21 protein-coding genes and 1 tRNA gene are annotated in these 16,557 nt (G+C 54.8%); 6 read left to right on the forward strand and 16 right to left on the reverse strand.

Features of this window, described 5'->3' with window-relative positions; genetic code table 11:
• Positions 1–415 precede the first annotated feature (415 nt).
• From JK223_RS03090 to JK223_RS03105, 4 genes are all read right to left on the reverse strand, one after another.
• Positions 416–491 (reverse strand) — tRNA-Asn (locus JK223_RS03090).
• Between the two features lie 331 nt (positions 492–822).
• Positions 823–1,197 (reverse strand): VOC family protein, encoded by a 375-nt coding sequence (locus JK223_RS03095; RefSeq protein ID WP_212712752.1) that lies wholly within the window; start codon positions 1,195–1,197, stop codon positions 823–825.
• Positions 1,198–1,390: 193 nt separating this feature from the next.
• Positions 1,391–1,891, reverse strand: a complete 501-nt coding sequence (locus JK223_RS03100; protein ID WP_212712753.1) for a GNAT family N-acetyltransferase — start codon at positions 1,889–1,891, stop codon at positions 1,391–1,393.
• 385 nt (positions 1,892–2,276) lie between these two features.
• Positions 2,277–2,588, reverse strand: coding sequence for a hypothetical protein (locus JK223_RS03105; RefSeq protein ID WP_212712754.1), 312 nt, complete (start codon positions 2,586–2,588; stop codon positions 2,277–2,279).
• 155 nt (positions 2,589–2,743) lie between these two features.
• Between JK223_RS03105 and JK223_RS03110 the strand changes: the two genes are divergently transcribed.
• On the forward strand, positions 2,744–2,962 hold the full coding sequence (locus tag JK223_RS03110; protein ID WP_212712755.1) for a hypothetical protein: 219 nt from the start codon (positions 2,744–2,746) through the stop codon (positions 2,960–2,962).
• A 79-nt stretch (positions 2,963–3,041) separates the two neighbouring features.
• Here JK223_RS03110 and JK223_RS03115 read toward each other — a convergent pair whose 3' ends face one another.
• From JK223_RS03115 to shiA, 5 genes are all read right to left on the reverse strand, one after another.
• The gene (locus tag JK223_RS03115) at positions 3,042–3,872 is read right to left on the reverse strand and encodes a metal ABC transporter permease (protein WP_212712756.1); all 831 of its coding nucleotides are present in this window, start codon (positions 3,870–3,872) and stop codon (positions 3,042–3,044) included.
• Positions 3,865–4,764, reverse strand: coding sequence for a metal ABC transporter permease (locus tag JK223_RS03120; protein WP_212712757.1), 900 nt, complete (start codon positions 4,762–4,764; stop codon positions 3,865–3,867). Before JK223_RS03120 ends, JK223_RS03115 begins: the two co-directional genes overlap by 8 nt.
• A 12-nt stretch (positions 4,765–4,776) precedes the next feature.
• Positions 4,777–5,601 (reverse strand): metal ABC transporter ATP-binding protein, encoded by an 825-nt coding sequence (locus JK223_RS03125; protein WP_212712758.1) that lies wholly within the window; start codon positions 5,599–5,601, stop codon positions 4,777–4,779.
• A gap of 1 nt (position 5,602) precedes the next feature.
• Positions 5,603–6,568, reverse strand: a complete 966-nt coding sequence (locus JK223_RS03130) for a metal ABC transporter solute-binding protein, Zn/Mn family (RefSeq protein WP_249213447.1) — start codon at positions 6,566–6,568, stop codon at positions 5,603–5,605.
• A gap of 614 nt (positions 6,569–7,182) precedes the next feature.
• Positions 7,183–8,505 (reverse strand): shikimate transporter, encoded by a 1,323-nt coding sequence (gene shiA / locus JK223_RS03135; RefSeq protein ID WP_212712759.1) that lies wholly within the window; start codon positions 8,503–8,505, stop codon positions 7,183–7,185.
• Positions 8,506–8,881: 376 nt separating this feature from the next.
• Between shiA and JK223_RS03140 the strand changes: the two genes are divergently transcribed.
• The 5 genes from JK223_RS03140 to dsrB all read left to right on the forward strand — a co-directional run bounded on the left by JK223_RS03140 (position 8,882) and on the right by dsrB (position 11,992).
• Positions 8,882–9,586: a phosphohydrolase gene (locus tag JK223_RS03140; protein WP_249213448.1), complete on the forward strand. Its 705-nt coding sequence runs from the start codon at positions 8,882–8,884 to the stop codon at positions 9,584–9,586.
• Positions 9,587–10,231: 645 nt separating this feature from the next.
• The gene (locus JK223_RS03145) at positions 10,232–10,510 is read left to right on the forward strand and encodes a hypothetical protein (protein WP_212712962.1); all 279 of its coding nucleotides are present in this window, start codon (positions 10,232–10,234) and stop codon (positions 10,508–10,510) included.
• A gap of 82 nt (positions 10,511–10,592) precedes the next feature.
• Positions 10,593–11,507, forward strand: a complete 915-nt coding sequence (locus tag JK223_RS03150; RefSeq protein WP_212712760.1) for a DUF808 family protein — start codon at positions 10,593–10,595, stop codon at positions 11,505–11,507.
• A 32-nt stretch (positions 11,508–11,539) separates the two neighbouring features.
• Positions 11,540–11,671, forward strand: a complete 132-nt coding sequence (locus JK223_RS17025) for a hypothetical protein (RefSeq protein ID WP_256437052.1) — start codon at positions 11,540–11,542, stop codon at positions 11,669–11,671.
• A 117-nt stretch (positions 11,672–11,788) separates the two neighbouring features.
• On the forward strand, positions 11,789–11,992 hold the full coding sequence (gene dsrB, locus JK223_RS03155) for a protein DsrB (protein WP_212712761.1): 204 nt from the start codon (positions 11,789–11,791) through the stop codon (positions 11,990–11,992).
• A 30-nt stretch (positions 11,993–12,022) separates the two neighbouring features.
• Here dsrB and rcsA read toward each other — a convergent pair whose 3' ends face one another.
• From rcsA to fliM, 7 genes are all read right to left on the reverse strand, one after another.
• Entirely contained in the window at positions 12,023–12,652 is a 630-nt protein-coding gene (gene rcsA / locus JK223_RS03160) for a transcriptional regulator RcsA (protein WP_212712762.1), read from the reverse strand.
• A gap of 289 nt (positions 12,653–12,941) precedes the next feature.
• On the reverse strand, positions 12,942–13,712 hold the full coding sequence (gene fliR, locus JK223_RS03165) for a flagellar biosynthetic protein FliR (protein ID WP_212712763.1): 771 nt from the start codon (positions 13,710–13,712) through the stop codon (positions 12,942–12,944).
• Complete coding sequence (gene fliQ, locus JK223_RS03170) at positions 13,709–13,987, reverse strand: flagellar biosynthesis protein FliQ (RefSeq protein ID WP_212712764.1); 279 nt, start codon at positions 13,985–13,987, stop codon at positions 13,709–13,711. Before fliQ ends, fliR begins: the two co-directional genes overlap by 4 nt.
• A gap of 53 nt (positions 13,988–14,040) precedes the next feature.
• On the reverse strand, positions 14,041–14,781 hold the full coding sequence (fliP, locus tag JK223_RS03175) for a flagellar type III secretion system pore protein FliP (protein WP_212712765.1): 741 nt from the start codon (positions 14,779–14,781) through the stop codon (positions 14,041–14,043).
• The gene (locus tag JK223_RS03180; protein ID WP_212712766.1) at positions 14,778–15,164 is read right to left on the reverse strand and encodes a flagellar biosynthetic protein FliO; all 387 of its coding nucleotides are present in this window, start codon (positions 15,162–15,164) and stop codon (positions 14,778–14,780) included. The genes fliP and JK223_RS03180 overlap by 4 nt, the downstream gene beginning before the upstream one ends.
• A 2-nt stretch (positions 15,165–15,166) precedes the next feature.
• A complete protein-coding gene (gene fliN, locus JK223_RS03185) occupies positions 15,167–15,556 on the reverse strand; it encodes a flagellar motor switch protein FliN (RefSeq protein ID WP_212712767.1) in 390 nt (129 codons plus the stop codon).
• Entirely contained in the window at positions 15,549–16,556 is a 1,008-nt protein-coding gene (gene fliM, locus JK223_RS03190) for a flagellar motor switch protein FliM (protein WP_212712768.1), read from the reverse strand. The genes fliN and fliM overlap by 8 nt, the downstream gene beginning before the upstream one ends.
• Position 16,557: the final 1 nt, after the last annotated feature.

The following is a 16,557-nucleotide window of genomic DNA, read 5'->3' on the forward strand; positions in this document are numbered from 1 at the left end:
ATCAGGTCTCTCCCGTAAAAAAGCCATTGCGATTTCCGGTTTTGCCGCCGGGGGTGCTGTAATGCGTGAAAGATCCCCCCGACAGGAACACCGAAATCTTTAACAGACCCGGCCACAGGCCGGGCAGGAATATGCGGCCTCAGTCCCTCAGAACATCAGAATATCAGAATACTGAGTTATCCTGCGGATCAAAGAGGCTGATTTCATCGGTGAGGTGGGTGTCAGGCCGGTGTCAGCTGCAGACGCTATGGCTTTCCTGCGCTGATTCAGTAACACTGGTCCCGGTTTAGTGTGGCAGTCTACGGTCAGGCGGATAGGGTCATAGTGAACAGAGACACGCTGTTGTCGGTAAGGGGTAATACCGGCAGAAAAGCAAAAAACCCGCCTAAGTTTCCTTAAGCGGGTTTCTTAAATATGGCTCCTCTGACTGGACTCGAACCAGTGACATACGGATTAACAGTCCGCCGTTCTACCGACTGAACTACAGAGGAATTGTCGTGAAGACGGGGCGAATATTAACGAGCCACGAGGGCCTTGTCAAAGCACTTTCGTCATCTTTGCGTCCGTATGCCGAAGATTTCACCAGAAAGGCCGTAAAACAGACTGTTTGTGTTTTTACTGTGCAGAACGGCGCAGGCTTGCCGGTGGCCAGTGAGGGAGGTATCCCGGCACGGCTTACCGTGGATATTTGTCACCAGGTCAGGGAGGGCGGTCGCCCGGGTCAGGCGAGCCTGATCCGAGCGCACTTTATTACCGCCGGGGACTTTCATAGACGGCGCAGTGTCTGCTGCGCGGCCTCAGGCGAACCTGCACATCCCTGGCTCAGAGGGTTTGCTGAGCATAGGCACAAAGTTTATTACCGTACGGGTCCCGCAGATAAGCGATAAATTTACCATCTTTACGCAGGTGGGGGGCGCTTTCGGCCGATTTTCCGCCGGATCCAACGCCTGCCTGGTGCCAGGCCTGAACATCTTCTGCACTGTTTAGCAGGAACCCGATAGTCCCGCCATTGGCATAGGTTGCGGGTTGACCGTTTATCGGCAGGGTAATAATGAACCGCTGGTCTCCCTTACGGTAAAAGGGACGATTAAGGGCGTCAATACCGGCATCATCAATGCCGGTAAAACGAAAAATAGCATCATAAAATTTTTTAGATAGCTGAAGGTCATCAGAACCCACGACCACATGACTGAACATAATTATTGTCTCCTGAAATGTCAGATCCGTTTTTTTTCACTGATTGCCGGGCCGCGATGATCCGCTATATTTCCGGCGGAACCTTTTTTCACCGCCTGTTGTACCCGTATTGCGTGCCCGGCCACACAGGACGCACTGTCACGCCTGTATTGTCAGGCAATGATGAATGACTTCCCCGGCAGGCGGAGACCCGTTACCGGGATAAATCTTCGGTGGCAGGGTTGCCGTCTGCCTGTTGTGCCATACGGATATATTGCAGCCCTTTTTTTTCGAACGGTGCTGAGCAAGGTGAAAAGCCCCGCTTCCGGTAGAAATCTGCAGCACTCAGTCTGGCATCCAGTTCAAAGCGCCGTGCGCCTTCCTCTGTGAGCAGTGCGATCACCTGGTTCAGTAACGCACTGCCGGCACCCTGGTGTTGCCATTCCGGCAGAGTGGCAAATTTACGTATCTGCCAGCAATGTTCCTGCTGATAAAAAACAGACAGGCAGCAGATGAGGGTCCCTGCATGGGTGATCCCGAAATGGCGGGCAGAGTCATCCCCCGGCACGCGGGAAAAGGACAAAGGTTTGTCCGGCCAGAGCACGCGTTGTCTGAGTGCCAGACAGTGTGTGTAGCTGACCGGACCCAGGGTGGTCGTGCTGTCAGAGAACGAATATTCACCGGTCCCGTTTTCGGCCCGGGGGGGTATTAACATCTGCCGGCTCCTTTCTGGCGCGGTATCACCGTCACGTGGCAGAGATCCCTGCTGTATACAGGCTGAACAGTCGATACCAGGCGGGTTGCTGATAGCTTTTAATATCAGTGCTGACGCCGAAAGTAAACCCGGGATCATGCACCGGTCAGGTTAACCAGAGCGGTGAGGGACAGGTAACGGTGTTGAGATGCCGGATGGTATGGGTAGCTGAGGGGACAAGGTACACCCGGCTACCGATATCTCCGGCTCGCTGCCTTTGCCTCGGTGCGGCAAAGGGATGACGTTGATGAAGTTCTCACCGTCTGACAGGGTCGCACGGCGACTGAGGGCGGAACTCAGCGGGGGACACGACGGTTGCGCCCGGTCAAGCCTGCCATGACGAAGGTCAGCCGGATTTTTCGCTGATACCTGCCATAAACTGTGAGCAATTCGAGCCGGCAGAAGCGGCATTGATCTGTTGCTGATCCAGCCGGAACGCGCTGATGACCAGTGAGTTCTGCAGTTTTTGGGCGGTTAACTGCCCCAGCGTACGGACCTGATCAGGGGCCAGCAGGTGGTTATCCACGGCAACATTCAGTACCGAGCAGGTAGAGTTAATAATATTAAACCGGGCAACGGTGGCATTATTCACAGAGAATCCCGCCACGCCGCCAATCACCATCAGCCCGACCCACAGTAATATTTTTTTCACTTTCATTGGTATAGCCTCTTCGTCGATAAGCTGACAATGTTACCTAAGATCTGTGCTGACGTAATAAAAAATCTTATATCTTTCCACTGCCCTGCGGAATATTCATTGCCCTCAGACAGCGGTACCGGCGGCTATTGAATATGACGGAGTACGTAGAAAAAATGCTGATTTATAGTGTGTTCGGACGATATATCGGGGTACGCCGTGAACAGGACCGCTGGCTGGTGTTTCGTATCGATATGACAGAGCGTAAATATTCAAGGCTGCGGGAGTGTGTTATTCCGGACACCCTGACGGAAGATGAAATCCCCCGCTGGCTGGACGATATATTCCATGAGTCAGCCACGGAAAAGCATCCGGGGGTTATTCGTATTGAATAAGTCAGGTCGTCCTGTGGCGGGGCCTTTCCCTCCGTGATGAAACGTGAGAGACAGGCCAGAGACCTGGCCCATCGGCGGGTCAGCGGCCGGCGGGTGACACCACTGGTGGCGGCAGGGGGTGTGTTGTCTGACGTCGCCCCGAATATATCCGTTCAGCGAGGTACAGTAATGCGCCCAGCGTACCGACAAAGAAACCTGGCGGCCAGTCAGTCAGCCATGAGAGTGCTATCGCACTCCAGACGATGATCAGAGCCACCGCGACGGAGAGCAGTAAGGCAGGGAGCGGCCGCCGGCTCAGTGAACGGGCAATCGCCGGAGGTGCAATCATCAGGCTGAATACCAGAAGCGATCCGACAACCGGAACGGCGATGCTGGTGGTCAGGGCCAGCAAGGCAAGAAAGCCGAATTCGGTCCCCCGCACCGAAACACCGCGTACCACCGCCAGCTCAGCGGAGAAGGAACTGAGCAGCAAACGCCGGAACAACAGAATAATCAGTAACAGGGTAATGGTGGCCGCAACCCCGAGCGGGACCAGCTGTGCCCGGCTGATACCCAGTAAATCGCCAAATAGCAGTGAATAGACCGAGCGGGAATAACGCCCGCTCAGGCTAAGCAGGAGAGTACCTGCCCCCAGTAACGTCACCAGGCAAAGCGCGGTCGCGACTTCATGACGGTGCTGGCGGCCGAAGCTATTGATCCCCAGTGCGCCAATCGAGGCAAACAGCAGAACGCCATAGAAGGGGTTAATCCCCAGCAATACCGCCGCAGCGGCACCGGGGAAGGCTCCCATCGGCAGGGCATGGGCGGTAAAAGATGCACCGCGCAGGATCACAAAAAATCCGACCATGCCGCAGACGATGGCGACCAGCGTCGCCGCGATCCAGCTGGTAAACATAAAACCGCTAAACATATTTTCTGTTCCTGAATCTCTGCCGGCGCGAACCGGCTTGCGGCACAATGATCCGTGCGAGGACGCCGCTCATCGCCCATGCGATAAAAATAATACTGACGATAAAGAAGCTGACCGGCCAGCCCTGACTGTGAGGCCAGTAGAAGCTTTCATACGCCAGCCATACGCCCAGCCAGACGGCTGACAACCCGGTAATAGCGGAGAGCACGACGGCAGACAGCGGCGAGCGGGCAAATTTAAGCGCAATCGCGGCCGGCCCGGTCAGTAACGCCGTGGATAAGATCGCTCCGACGGTCATGGACGATAAGGCGACGGCCAGCGCCAGCGCAGACAATTGCAATACACCGATCAGTCTGACATTGATGCCGCGTATCCTCGCCAGATCGGGGTCAATGGCACTCAGCAATACCGGGCGCCAGATGAGCGATAACAGCAGCAGCGCACATCCTGCCGTCAGCAGTATCCAGGGGATAATCGATGCCGGTAATGTCCAGATGGAGCCGAACATCACCGACAGCGTTGCGCCGGAAGCATTCTGTTTTTTGACCGCCAGCCAGAGAAACAGTGCAGAACAGCCCAGTCCGGCACCGAGGACAATGCCGGTGGACAGGCTCCGTTCCCGCTGGCGGCGCGTCGCACTGAGCTCGATACCTGCAGCCCCTGCCAGAGCCATCAGAATAAAACCGGCCAGCGCATTCATGCCCAGTAAAAAAGAGGCCGCGCCGCCGGCACTGCTGATGTCAGACAATGCATGCCCGGCAAAGGCATGACCGCGCATTAATGCAAAGACCCCGGTGACCCCGCAGACGATGGCGGCACCACCGCCAACGGTCAGTGCGGTCTGTACGGGAGTACTGCTGAAAAATCCGTGGCTGATAAATAAGGAGAACATCCGCGTCATCCTTCAGGGAACAGGAATAATATGTGGCGGCTGACATGCGTCCGCTTCAGCTATCGCGGGATCACCGGCCACCACCAGAATACGGCCGTGTACCCGGATAACATCGATATGATAGCCGTAGAGCTGACTCAGCACGCCGGTACGGATAACCTCGCCGGTCGGGCCACTGGCCGCCCGGCCGTTAGCCAGATACACCACCCGATCCATGGCCGGTAATAGCGGGTTGATATCATGGGCGGAGAGCAGCACAGACACTTGCTGCTCACGGACCAGTCGTCTGAGCAGACTGACTATCTCAGCCGCTGCGGCCATGTCCAGGTTCGCCAGAGGCTCATCCAGTAACAGCAGGCGCGGACGACGGATCAGTGCATGGGCAATTAACACCCGCTGTTGCTGCCCGCCGGAGAGGCGGCCAATCCGCTGTCCTGCAAAAGGCAGCGCATCCACCGCGTCCAGTATTTCATCGATACGCTGCCGGTCGCGGCGGGGACGCAAACTTATCCCGGGCCGGTGACCATCCAGACCAAGCGCAACGACATCACGGGCAGTGAGAGGAATATCCGGATCCAGACTATTCTTCTGGGGAACATAACCGACCGCAGAGATCCCCTGCCTGACATTACCACCATTGAGTGTGATCTCCCCGGCTGAAAAATCCTGTAAACCCAGTAGCGCGCGAAACAGGGTGGTTTTTCCGCAACCGTTCGACCCGATAAGGCCACAGAATTCCCCGTGGCCGATGTCAAAACTGACATCCTGAAGTACCCGTCGGCCAGGGTAGTTAACCCCCAGCTGACGGACACGTAATACCGGTGAGACGGGGATCATGTCACTGTTTACCCGCGATCAGTGATTCGGTAGACACCCGATCACTCAGCGCCTTCCGCAAGGCACTGACTTCAGCCAGCATCCATGACTGATAGTGATAACCGGGTTCCGGCATCGTCTCATACACACCCACCACCGGAATCTGGTTTTTGCGCGCCAGCGCCAGGAAATGGCTGGTGATCGGGTCGGTGACCTGCTGGTTATAGACAAAGACCCGTACCTTACGTTGTGCCAGCAATTCATTCTGTTCACTGACTAGCTGTGGCGCGGGGTCGATATCATTCATAATGCCGTATTCCAGTGCTGCAGGGGTGAGGTTCTGAGTCCCCATCGCTTTCAGCAGATAGTCGGCCACCGGCTCAGTCACGGCGACCGGGGTAGCAGGAAAATCGCGCTTAAAAGCAGTGATTGCTGCATTGACCGGTTCCATGGACTGACGGAATTTACCGGCATTTTGCCGGAACTCTGCCGCATGTTCCGGCATTTTACTCGCCAGTTGTTCAGCAATGGCATCGGCAACCACAGGCATGGTCTGAGGGTCATACCACAAATGCGGGTTGGCGGTATCCGCGGGTAATTTCAGCAGTGAGTGGACATTGATTACCTGACGCCCGGCATTCGGTGAAGCCGCAATCAGTTTGTCTGCCCAGTCATCATAACCGGCGCCGTTTTCGACAATCAGGGTGGCATGCGCTATCTGACGGGCAATGCCGGGGCTGGCTTCAAACGAGTGCGGATCGGTATTCGGATCTGAGATTAGCGAGGTGACTTCCACGTATTTGCCGCCGATCTGGCTGATGATATCTGCGTACTGATTTTCAACACCGATAGCATGGATATGAGGGTGAGGGGGCTCTGCGGCCAGGGTCTGCGGGCTGACACTCAGCAGAGCCGTCATGGCAGCCAGTACTCCCATCGCGTTGAGCCGCAGACGGCTCCCGCGCGGCGCTGTGTTTTGTTCACTCATTGCGTGTTTTGCTGATTTCCTGCTGATATGCATCGTGATCCCCATCCTGAATTCGCAGATATAAATGTAATGTTATAATATAACAATTGCTGTGCAGGCTAATGCTATACCATCCGGAGAGAGTGTCAAGGGTTTGACGATGTGGGCGAATAAATCTTTCACCTCCGGGTCGCGGAGCAGAAACGGTGCTTCACGGGCCCCGGCGGGCTCAGCGCACACAGCGTCGCGCTGAGCAGCAGTGTAACGCCTTTCGGACAGTGGGATTTTCTCCGCGACCTGTGGTTCGTAGCGATAAGGTCCGCATACGTCTGGCGGCGCAGAAACACCGGGTACCAGTGAAGTCTGCAGAGGTTTTTTTACGGGATAATGGCGGCGGGGCGGCGTAAGCCGGCCCCTTTCAGGGGCTGAGCAGTGTCCCTCTCCGTCAACCCGGCAGAAGATGTTTAAGACACATCCTGTACACACTGCATCAGTGTGCCATGACGGCGGAATATAACGGAACCCGTCCTGTGGAATGGCGATTTCTATGCGGTGAAGGACAGTAAAAACAGAAGCGGGAGAGAGATGACTCCCTCAGGCGCACAGGCCAGAGGGAGCAGGGCCGGGACTCGGGGTCAGGCGCGGCGGGGTTTCATAAAAATTGCGACCAGCAGGGAGATCAGACAACCGGCCGTCAGATAGAGTGCCACACTGTGCCAGGCACCTTCTGACCAGGTGACCAGCGCGGCGGCGATAAACGGTGTGAAGCCTCCGCCGACCACGCTGGCAACCTGATATCCGACGCCGGCGCCGCTGTAACGGTAGCGGGCACCGAACATTTCGGTAAACATTGGCTGCTGAACACAGACCACCATATCGTGAGCAATATTCGCCAGCATCAGGGAGAAGAAAATAATACCGGCCACCGAACGGGTTTCTAAGGCCATAAAGAACGGAATCGCGCTCAGGGTACCGATGAGCGCACCGGCGATATAAATGCGTCTTCTGCCATATCTGTCCGCAAGCCAGGCAAAGCAGGGAATGGTGATGCAACTGACCGCCCCCACCAGCAGACCGATATTCAGAAACAGCTCGCGCGATAACCCCAGACTCTGGGTGGAGTAGTTCAGGGCAAAGGTCGTCACGATGTACATCGTCAGTAATTCACATAACCGCAGCGCGATAATCTGCAGGAAGGCGCCCGGGTGACGAAGCATCGCCTGGATCACCGGCAGACCGGCAGAGGCTTCCGGGGCCGAGGTCTGCTGTAGTGTCGCCTGTTCAAACTCTTCAGACTCCTGCATACCACAGCGGATCCAGAGCGCGACGGCCACCAGTAATACACTGAAAATAAACGGCAGACGCCATCCCCAGCTCAGAAACTGCTGATCGCTGGTAAAGTGGCTGATCAGCGAAACCAGCCCGGTCGATAGCAGCAGTCCGACGCCGTAGCCCACCTGAACACCGCTACTGTAGAAGGCTTTCTTCTTCTCGGGGGCACTTTCGACAGATAACAGGGCCGCGCCTCCCCATTCGCCACCAACGGCAAAGCCCTGAATGGCGCGTAGTGTGACCAGCAGCACCGGAGCCAGCCAGCCTATCTGATCAAACGACGGCAGCAGGCCAATGGCTGCGGTCGCACACCCCATGATCCAGACGGTCAGCATCAGCATACGTTTTCGGCCCAGCCGGTCACCGAAATGACCGAAAATAATGCCCCCCAGCGGGCGGAACAGAAAACCTACGCCAAAGGTGGCAAACGCCGCCAGCGTTCCCATCGCAGGGCTTATCTGTGGAAAAAATGCATGGTTAAACACCAGAGCCGCGGTGATGCCGTATAACAGAAAGTCATACCAGTCGACAACGGCACCGGCGAAACTTCCCCAGGCTGCCCGCTTCGCCCGGGACAGCGCATGGAGAGTATCCCCCGGGCGCTCTGATGTAAGTGTTGAGTCCATAATTGTCCTGCCAGAAATTAGTTTTTATTATCACAGAGGCATGTTATTGGCCGTGGCATTCGGATGTCACTGAGGCCGGAAAGCATGCAGGGGTTAGAGACTAGCGCGACAAGCGGTCTGTGAAAACAGTTTTACTGAAGATTCAGGCAGAAAATATAAAATAAAGTTATAACGCCCCGCAAAATTGTGTGATCCCGCAGGCGTCAGTGTTTTTCGCTGGCTGAGATACGCTAACCGGCCGGAAATACAGGACAAATAACCGGCAGGATATTGAGTTTGTTACATTAAAAGTGACAGGATAGCAGGCTCAGACAGCAAAGCTGTCATATGCTTAATGCAGGACAGGAGTGTGATGGTCAGACAGAGGAGCAGCAGGATGAAAAAATTAAGTGACTGGCAATCAGCGTTTGACCAATGGTTTCGGCTTAACTGGGATCATGAAGATAAAGCACACGATCTGGCACATTTACAACGGGTATGGGCCAGCGCACGTAAAATTATGCAGGACAGTGATGCAGACCCGCTGGTGGTGCTGACGGCCTGTTATTTTCATGATGTCGTCAATTTACCAAAAAACCACCCTGAACGGCACCTGGCCTCGGGCTATGCGGCGCGCGAGACCCTGAGAATACTGGCGGCTGATTTTCCTGACTTCCCGCAGGCACTGTATGCGGCTGTCAGCCATGCGGTGGAAGCCCACAGTTTCAGTGCCGGAATCCCGGCCCGGACGGCCGAAGCGAAAATTGTTCAGGACGCGGACAGACTGGAATCACTGGGAGCCATCGGGCTGGCGCGTGTCTTTTATACGTCCGGGGCGCTCGGTCGTCCGTTGTTCGACAGTCAGGATCCGTTCGCCCGCGAGCGTCCGCTGGATGATACCCGCTGGGCACTGGATCATTTTCAGACTAAATTACTGGGGTTACCGGCGACCATGCATACGGACGCCGGCAGAGCACTGGCGGAGTATCATGCTGCCTTTCTGGTGGAGTATATGGCCCGTCTGAGCGATGAACTCTTTCCTGAACAGCAACCTGCCGGAGAGATCCGCCGGGAATTTATGGAACGGTTAAAACCCTCCTGAAATCCCGTCAGCCCCGGCCCATGGCCCGGGGCTGACGTCCCACGTCGGGCCTCCGTCAGCTTTTCAGCGATATCACATCTTAACGGACGCCATTTATCCCGGGCCGCCCGGACTTCGGCGGCAAAAACGACTATCCGGCGCCTGATAACAAGTGATTCCCGGGCACGATACTGTGACGGCCCGACCGAATATCAAACACAGCCTCTCAATACGACAGTTCAACACCAACGATACCCGGCCTGTTATTTATTGATTTTAGCCGGGCAGGTCATCCCCCGGGCACGATACTGTGACGGCCCGACCGAATATCAAACACAGCCTCTCAACACGACAGCGCAATAGCAACGATGCCCGGCCTGTTATTTATTGATTCTAGGCCGGGCAGGTCATCCCCCGGGCACGATACTGTGACGGCCCGACCGAACATCAAACACAGCCTCTCAACACGACAGCGCAATAGCAACGATGCCCGGCCTGTTATTTATTGCATGGGGTAACACCCCGCCCCTATCCGCAAGGGATAGCGCAGCAGAGAGATCACGACGCGGCTCCGGGCGATAAATCCTTTGCCGGAATTTGCGTGACCCCTTAACAATTGAGTAAAGTGACGAACGATAATCTACACTCACTCTCAGGATCTTAATGATGGCCAGTATCAAACTGACAGTCAGGCGGCTTTACGCCTTACAGAATGAGCGGATGGTGAGCACCCGAGCCACAGCCAGTATCTATGTGGGGGATCAGTTGATTGCCAGTGAGGAGATCAGCGGTCTGACGGAAAGCGCTGTCAGCAAATATATCCATCATGAGTTACCTGCCGGTCAGCCGGTCAGGGTTGAGTGGCAGACGCCAGGTATTGCCGATATGACGGTCACCGAAGTCGAGATCTGTCCCTGCTGCCGGCACGAACCTCCTGAGCTGTGAGCTACGACACTGCCATGATGACCGGTCCCGACATACACAGATCCTCTGCGCGAGCGGATAACAGATAATAAAGGAACATCCTTTGGCCGGAACCAGCTTACTTGCATTACTTGATGATATTTCTACCTTACTGGACGATATTTCCGTGATGGGAAAGGTCGCGGCAAAAAAAACGGCCGGGGTGCTGGGGGACGATCTGTCGCTCAATGCCCAGCAGGTGACCGGTGTTAAAGCTAATCGCGAGCTGCCGGTGGTGTGGGGGGTGGCGAAAGGCTCCTTCCTGAATAAAGTGATTCTGGTTCCGCTGGCGCTGGTGATATCTGCCTTTGCTCCCTGGCTTATCACACCGCTGCTGATGCTGGGCGGGGCTTATCTGAGTTATGAAGGGGTGGAGAAAGTTCTGCACTGGTTAACCGCGGATAAGCAACGTAAAAGCCCTGAACAACGTCGCAAACGCTTAGAGACACTGAGCCAGCAGGATGCGGTCAGTTATGAGAAAGACAAAATCAAAGGGGCGGTACGAACCGACTTTATTCTGTCTGCTGAAATTGTGGCGCTGACGCTGGGGATTGTCGCTGAAGCACCGCTGCTGAATCAGATTCTGATCCTGGCCGGGATAGCGATACTGGTGACGGTGGGCGTCTACGGTATTGTGGCGCTGATTGTCAAAATTGATGACCTGGGATACTGGCTGGAAGAGAAACGCTCTGTGGTCGCCCGCAAGATCGGTGCGGCATTGTTGTTTCTGGCGCCTCTGTTAATGAAGGTGCTGTCGGTTGTCGGGACGCTGGCGATGTTTCTGGTCGGCGGGGGAATTGTTATCCATGGCGTTCCCTGGTTGCATCATGTGTTAAGCGGGGTAACCCGACATACCCATGGCATGCTGCTGACCTTACTGAGCGATATTCTGGCCCCGCTGATTGTCGGTGCCATCATTGGGTCGATTGTGCTGTTACTGGTAAAACTGTTTGGAAAATTGACCGGTAAGCAGGTATAACAGCGCTCAGCAATCAGTACAGGAGAATGACGATGAGTGACGATATTTTTGAATTTGACATTGATGCACAGCTGGCCGACGCTGAAGCCAAAGCTCAGGAAAAAGCCAGTGCCGTTCCTGTCAGTACTGAAGATGAAGGCGACTGTGAAAGCTGTAAGATCTGATACCGGGACGCACTGAGTCAGCGTGCTATACTCACACAGGACAACCAGCCGGTTGTCCTGTGTTGTTTCCGGCGTCCGGCAGAGTGCAGGGGCGCTTTTCGGTAAGGAGAAACCGTCATGCAGGTGGATGAATGGGTCAGTGTTAAAACGGCCGGCGGATCACCACGGACAGGGAAAGTTCTCGCGGTCGAAACGTTCAGTGAAGGGATAATGTATCTGGTGGCACTGGAGGACTATCCGCGAGGTATCTGGTTCTTCAATGAAAACACGAGCGCTGAGGGGATCTTCGTTCAGCCGGCGCAGGCCCCGGCAGGGGGATAACCGGTGTCCTGCAGGGACACCGGCCAGCGTTCAGCAGCTGGTGTTCAGCCCGCCGGTCAGCGTTTCGCTGATTTTCATCAACTGATGGATCACCAGCTTATTACGCGTATTTATTTTCTTCTTAATATTCCCTTTATGTGAAGAGATTGTCTTCACTTTTATCTGCATCCTGTCTGAAATCTGCAGGGTATCGCAGCCTGACATCCACATCCGTAACATATCGGTTTCGGCCCGGCTGAGGGCAACCGGCTTAATGGCCTGCTTTCGCAACCGGCGCTGGTTATTCTTTACACTGTTCAGATGCGGGGAAAGCAGACGGTCCAGGTTTTCGCGTTCCAGCGCTTTGGAGGTGACGATAATGTTTTCCCGCAGATACAGGTAACCATTGAAGTGTCCGTTAGGCAGCGTCAGAAAGATAAAGAACAGAGTCTCCGGATGACGGGCGATGACGTCTTCCATCTCGCGGTTTTCAGGACAAAAATTATCCACACAGTGACCGGAAATAAAGACGAAGGAGGGCGTCTGTTGCCCAAGAATGTCACTGAAGTGTTTCGGTGTGTCTATTCCGTTATAGCATTGGCTATCGATACGATGGGAAAGCAGATATTCCCTCAAGCCCTGTCGGGTAAAACAACAAGGGTCAATGATAACACTTGACATACTGATTCTTCCTGCCTGGATCAATTATCGTTTCATGACACGCTAAGAGACGACGGATAATTATCATATCTGTCTTCTCCGCTGAAGGTCGTTACAGAATATCCGGTGTTAAAATATAAAACGCAAAATTTATTGCCAGGCCCGCCGAAAAATTACGGTCATAATAACGTTATCCGCAAGGCAGCTAACTGATTATCAGGGTGTTAATCTGCGACACCATCGGCATTGTTATCCTGATAACGCCTTATTTTAGCTGAGGATATCAGTCCCTGACGTCGAGCACCAGTCATTAAAGTAATAACTTTGTCAGCACACTGAATGTCTGGTTCATCAGCTGGTGGCTGTAAGAAATAAACCACGGAAATAACCAGCGACAGCTGAGGATCCCGAATGTCAGGGTCAGAGGAAAACCTATCACAAATACAGACAACTGTGGTGACATACGGTTCAGTAATCCCAGAGTCATATTCATGGTCAGTAATAAAAGAATAACCGGTAATGCGAGCCTGAGGGCACTGCTGAATATAAGCCCGGCCATATCACAAAGCCCGGTAAAAAAAGAGACCTGATGATTGTCGTTGCCGACAGGTAACGCGATAAAGGTCTCGGTCAACAGGCGCAGTAATACCAGATGCCCGTCAATACTGAGAAAAAGCAAGAGTGCCAGTGTATTCAGTATTCTCGCCAGCACAGAAACGGAGCCGTGACTGGCCTGGTCATAGAAAGACGCAAAAGATAACCCCATTTGCAATCCGATCACTTCGCCCGCCAGACGGATGGCCGCAAAGACCAGCGTCATCCCCCAGCCCAGCGCCATGCCCAGCATTAACTGGCAACATAATGTCAGCAAACCCGGCAGCGAGAACAGCGGGATCCCGCTGCTTTCGAGCAGCGGCGTGATCAGCATGCTGATGCACAGCGCCAGCCCGATCCTCACCCGGTTATTCACACTTTTGTCGCTGAGTATCGGCGCCGTGCTGAACAGCGCCAGAATCCGGCAAAAGGGCCAGAAATAATCACTGACCAGCGCCACCGCCGGGTACCCGGCAATGCCGGTCATCCTGCGCCGCTCCCGACAAACGCAATCGAGCTGAACATCACCTGAATATAGCCCAGCAGCAGATTCAGCATCCACGGCCCCGCGACCAGCAGAGTCAGTGTGACTGCGATGATTTTAGGAATAAAAGAGAGCGTTTGTTCGTTGATCTGGGTTGCCGCCTGTAACAGGCTTATCACTAATCCGCTGATAAGGGCGGCCAGCAGCGGCGGGGTTGCCAGTGAGAGTGCGACTTTCATCGCACCCTGGCCCAGTGACATCACAGCTTCCGGAGACATTGACAGTTCCTTATGCAGTCGCCGGCATCGGATACCGTCCGGCAGGGGCAGGATCAATGGACAAAACTTTGCGCCAGTGACCCGATTAACAGCTGCCAGCCATCAGCCAGCACAAACAGCATCAGTTTAAATGGCAGAGAGATACTGGCCGGCGGCACCATCATCATTCCTAACGCCATCAGGACACTGGCCACCACCAGGTCGACGATCAGGAAGGGAATAAACACCGTAAAACCGATGCGGAAGGCGGTTTGCAGTTCACTGGTGACATAGGCCGGGATCAGGATCCTCAGGGGGATATCCTCAGGGCGTTTAAACTCCGGGTGTTTAGCCAGTTGCATAAACAGCGCCAGATCCGACTCCCGGGTCTGTCTGAGCATAAATGCCGCCAGCGGTTTGCTGCCGGTTTCCAGTGCCTCACCGGCGGTGATCCGGTTTTCACTGAACGGTAACCAGGCCTGCCGATACACCTGATCCAGTGTCGGAGACATAACGAAAAAGGTCAGAAACAGGGCCAGCCCGAGCATCACCTGATTTGGCGGTGCCGAAGGCGTTCCCAGGGCATTACGTAACAGTCCGAGGACAATAATGATGCGTGTAAAACTGGTCATCATCAGTAATGCCGCAGGCAGCAGGGTCAGGGCACCGATAAAGACCAGAGTCTGCACCGGCAGAGGCCAGTCCGGGCTATTAATGGTCAGTGACTGAATGGGCAGGGTAGCAGCGTGCGTGGCAGCGTTTGCCAGCGCGGGGGCCGGAAGGGTGAAAGAGAGTAACCAGCGGGTCTGTTTCATTTGTGCAGCGCTCTTTTTTCCAGTAACGCCCGTAGCCTGTCGGCAAATGGCATGCCGGCCGCAGAGCCATCTTCCTTTCCCGGTGTCCCTTCCGCGGCCGGTAACGTATGAAGGTGGGTGATCTGTTGTGCGGTGATCCCCAGCAGTAACTGGCAATCCGGCAGCGCCAGTAGCACGATTTTTTCACGTGGTCCGACACTGAGGCTGGCAGTAATATTCAACGGGCCATAAGTCCTGCCCGGCCGTTGCTTTCTGATAAGCCACCCGACCAGTACCAGTAAGACGATGATCAGCAGGAGTGCGGTGGTGGTTTGCAGCAGCGGCACGGCAGAAAGTGCAGAACCGGCAGATGCGGTTTTTTCTGCGGGTAAGGTCAGTGCCATGGTCAGCGGCTCAGACGGCGGACACGTTCAGAGGGAGTAATAATGTCGGTGATCCTGACGCCGTATTTATCATTCACCACCACCACTTCACCCTGAGCAATCAGATAATTATTGATCAGAATATCCAGCGGTTCCCCGGCCAGCCCTTCCAGCGGCACAATCGACCCTTGCGTCAGACGCAGCAGCTCTTTGATTGTCATCCGCGTCCGGCCCAGCTCAACGGTCATCCGTACCGGAATATCCATGATCAGGCTGATGTCCTGTGCGCCTTCCGGCATCTCAGAAGAGGCAGACCCTTCAGCGCTGTCAGCCGCCGTCTGTTCCTCCATGGCTTCAGCCCACAGATCGTCTTCAGAAGTACGGGTTTCTGAAGGGCGCTGGCTATCACTCATCGGTTTTTTCCTCGTGCAAAGATTGTAATATCGGATTCATCAGTGTCCTGACACGAAGCGCATACTGGTGATTAACGATCCCGTGATCGGCAGTGAATACCGGGACATTATCAACGTGCATCGTGACATAGGGCGGTTTATCTATGGGCAGAATATCCCCGCAGGACAGGGCCAGGATCTGCGACAGAGGCAGGGAAAGGTCGGCAAAATGTGCGGTCAGTTCCAGTTCGGAATGCTTCATCTCGCTGACCAGTGTCTCCCGCCACTGATGATCTTCCATACGCGAATTTTCCAGCGGCGGATTGACCAGCAATTCGCGTATAGGCTCTATCATAGAAAAGGGGATACAGATGTTGAATTCGCCGACCAGATTGCCGATTTCGACCTGAAACGGCGTATTGACCACAATATCATTGGGAGAGGTAGTGATATTGGTGAATCTGACCTGCATTTCTGAACGTACATAGTCGATGGTCAGCGGGTAGATCCCTTGCCAGGCTTCACTGTAGCTTTCCAGCGCCAGTTTCAGCATCCGGTTGATCACCCGCTGTTCGGTATATGTGAATTCGCGGCCTTCCACTTTGGTCGGAAAACGACCATCCCCGCCGAACAGATTATCGACGGCGATAAACACCAGGCTTGGCGAAAAGACCAGCAGTGCTGTCCCCCGCAGGGGTTTCAGATGGATCAGATTCAGGTTGGTCGGAACCGGCATATTGCGGGCGAACGCCTGATACGGCTGGATATTAATCATCCCGACACTGATATCCGGACTCCGCCGTAATAAATTAAACAGCCCCATTCTGAACTGGCGGGCAAACCGCTCATTGATAATTTCCAGCGCCTGCAACCGTTCCCGCACCACCCGTCGCTGGGTGGAGGGATCATAGGTTTTGACGCTGTCTTCACCGGCTGACGCGGTATCTGCAGGGCCGTTGCCGGCGCTGTCACCGTTGAGCAACTGGTCGATTTCGGCCTGAGAGAGAATAGTATCCGCCATG

Origin of the sequence: Tatumella sp. JGM118, from assembly GCF_018257515.1 — a bacterium.
GTDB lineage: Bacteria > Pseudomonadota > Gammaproteobacteria > Enterobacterales > Enterobacteriaceae > Tatumella > Tatumella terrea.

What these genes read in the sequence shown, in the direction of transcription:
- JK223_RS03095 (WP_212712752.1), bottom strand. Translation starts at nt 1,197, where the DNA reads ATGTTCAGTCATGTGGTCGTGGGTTCTGATGACCTTCAGCTATCTAAA.
- JK223_RS03100 (WP_212712753.1), bottom strand. Translation starts at nt 1,891, where the DNA reads ATGTTAATACCCCCCCGGGCCGAAAACGGGACCGGTGAATATTCGTTC.
- JK223_RS03105 (WP_212712754.1), bottom strand. Translation starts at nt 2,588, where the DNA reads ATGAAAGTGAAAAAAATATTACTGTGGGTCGGGCTGATGGTGATTGGC.
- JK223_RS03110 (WP_212712755.1), top strand. Translation starts at nt 2,744, where the DNA reads ATGCTGATTTATAGTGTGTTCGGACGATATATCGGGGTACGCCGTGAA.
- JK223_RS03115 (WP_212712756.1), bottom strand. Translation starts at nt 3,872, where the DNA reads ATGTTTAGCGGTTTTATGTTTACCAGCTGGATCGCGGCGACGCTGGTC.
- JK223_RS03120 (WP_212712757.1), bottom strand. Translation starts at nt 4,764, where the DNA reads ATGTTCTCCTTATTTATCAGCCACGGATTTTTCAGCAGTACTCCCGTA.
- JK223_RS03125 (WP_212712758.1), bottom strand. Translation starts at nt 5,601, where the DNA reads ATGATCCCCGTCTCACCGGTATTACGTGTCCGTCAGCTGGGGGTTAAC.
- JK223_RS03130 (WP_249213447.1), bottom strand. Translation starts at nt 6,568, where the DNA reads ATGAGTGAACAAAACACAGCGCCGCGCGGGAGCCGTCTGCGGCTCAAC.
- shiA (WP_212712759.1), bottom strand. Translation starts at nt 8,505, where the DNA reads ATGGACTCAACACTTACATCAGAGCGCCCGGGGGATACTCTCCATGCG.
- JK223_RS03140 (WP_249213448.1), top strand. Translation starts at nt 8,882, where the DNA reads ATGAAAAAATTAAGTGACTGGCAATCAGCGTTTGACCAATGGTTTCGG.
- JK223_RS03145 (WP_212712962.1), top strand. Translation starts at nt 10,232, where the DNA reads ATGGCCAGTATCAAACTGACAGTCAGGCGGCTTTACGCCTTACAGAAT.
- JK223_RS17025 (WP_256437052.1), top strand. Translation starts at nt 11,540, where the DNA reads ATGAGTGACGATATTTTTGAATTTGACATTGATGCACAGCTGGCCGAC.
- dsrB (WP_212712761.1), top strand. Translation starts at nt 11,789, where the DNA reads ATGCAGGTGGATGAATGGGTCAGTGTTAAAACGGCCGGCGGATCACCA.
- rcsA (WP_212712762.1), bottom strand. Translation starts at nt 12,652, where the DNA reads ATGTCAAGTGTTATCATTGACCCTTGTTGTTTTACCCGACAGGGCTTG.
- fliR (WP_212712763.1), bottom strand. Translation starts at nt 13,712, where the DNA reads ATGACCGGCATTGCCGGGTACCCGGCGGTGGCGCTGGTCAGTGATTAT.
- fliQ (WP_212712764.1), bottom strand. Translation starts at nt 13,987, where the DNA reads ATGTCTCCGGAAGCTGTGATGTCACTGGGCCAGGGTGCGATGAAAGTC.
- fliP (WP_212712765.1), bottom strand. Translation starts at nt 14,781, where the DNA reads ATGAAACAGACCCGCTGGTTACTCTCTTTCACCCTTCCGGCCCCCGCG.
- JK223_RS03180 (WP_212712766.1), bottom strand. Translation starts at nt 15,164, where the DNA reads ATGGCACTGACCTTACCCGCAGAAAAAACCGCATCTGCCGGTTCTGCA.
- fliN (WP_212712767.1), bottom strand. Translation starts at nt 15,556, where the DNA reads ATGAGTGATAGCCAGCGCCCTTCAGAAACCCGTACTTCTGAAGACGAT.
- fliM (WP_212712768.1), bottom strand. Translation starts at nt 16,556, where the DNA reads ATGGCGGATACTATTCTCTCTCAGGCCGAAATCGACCAGTTGCTCAAC.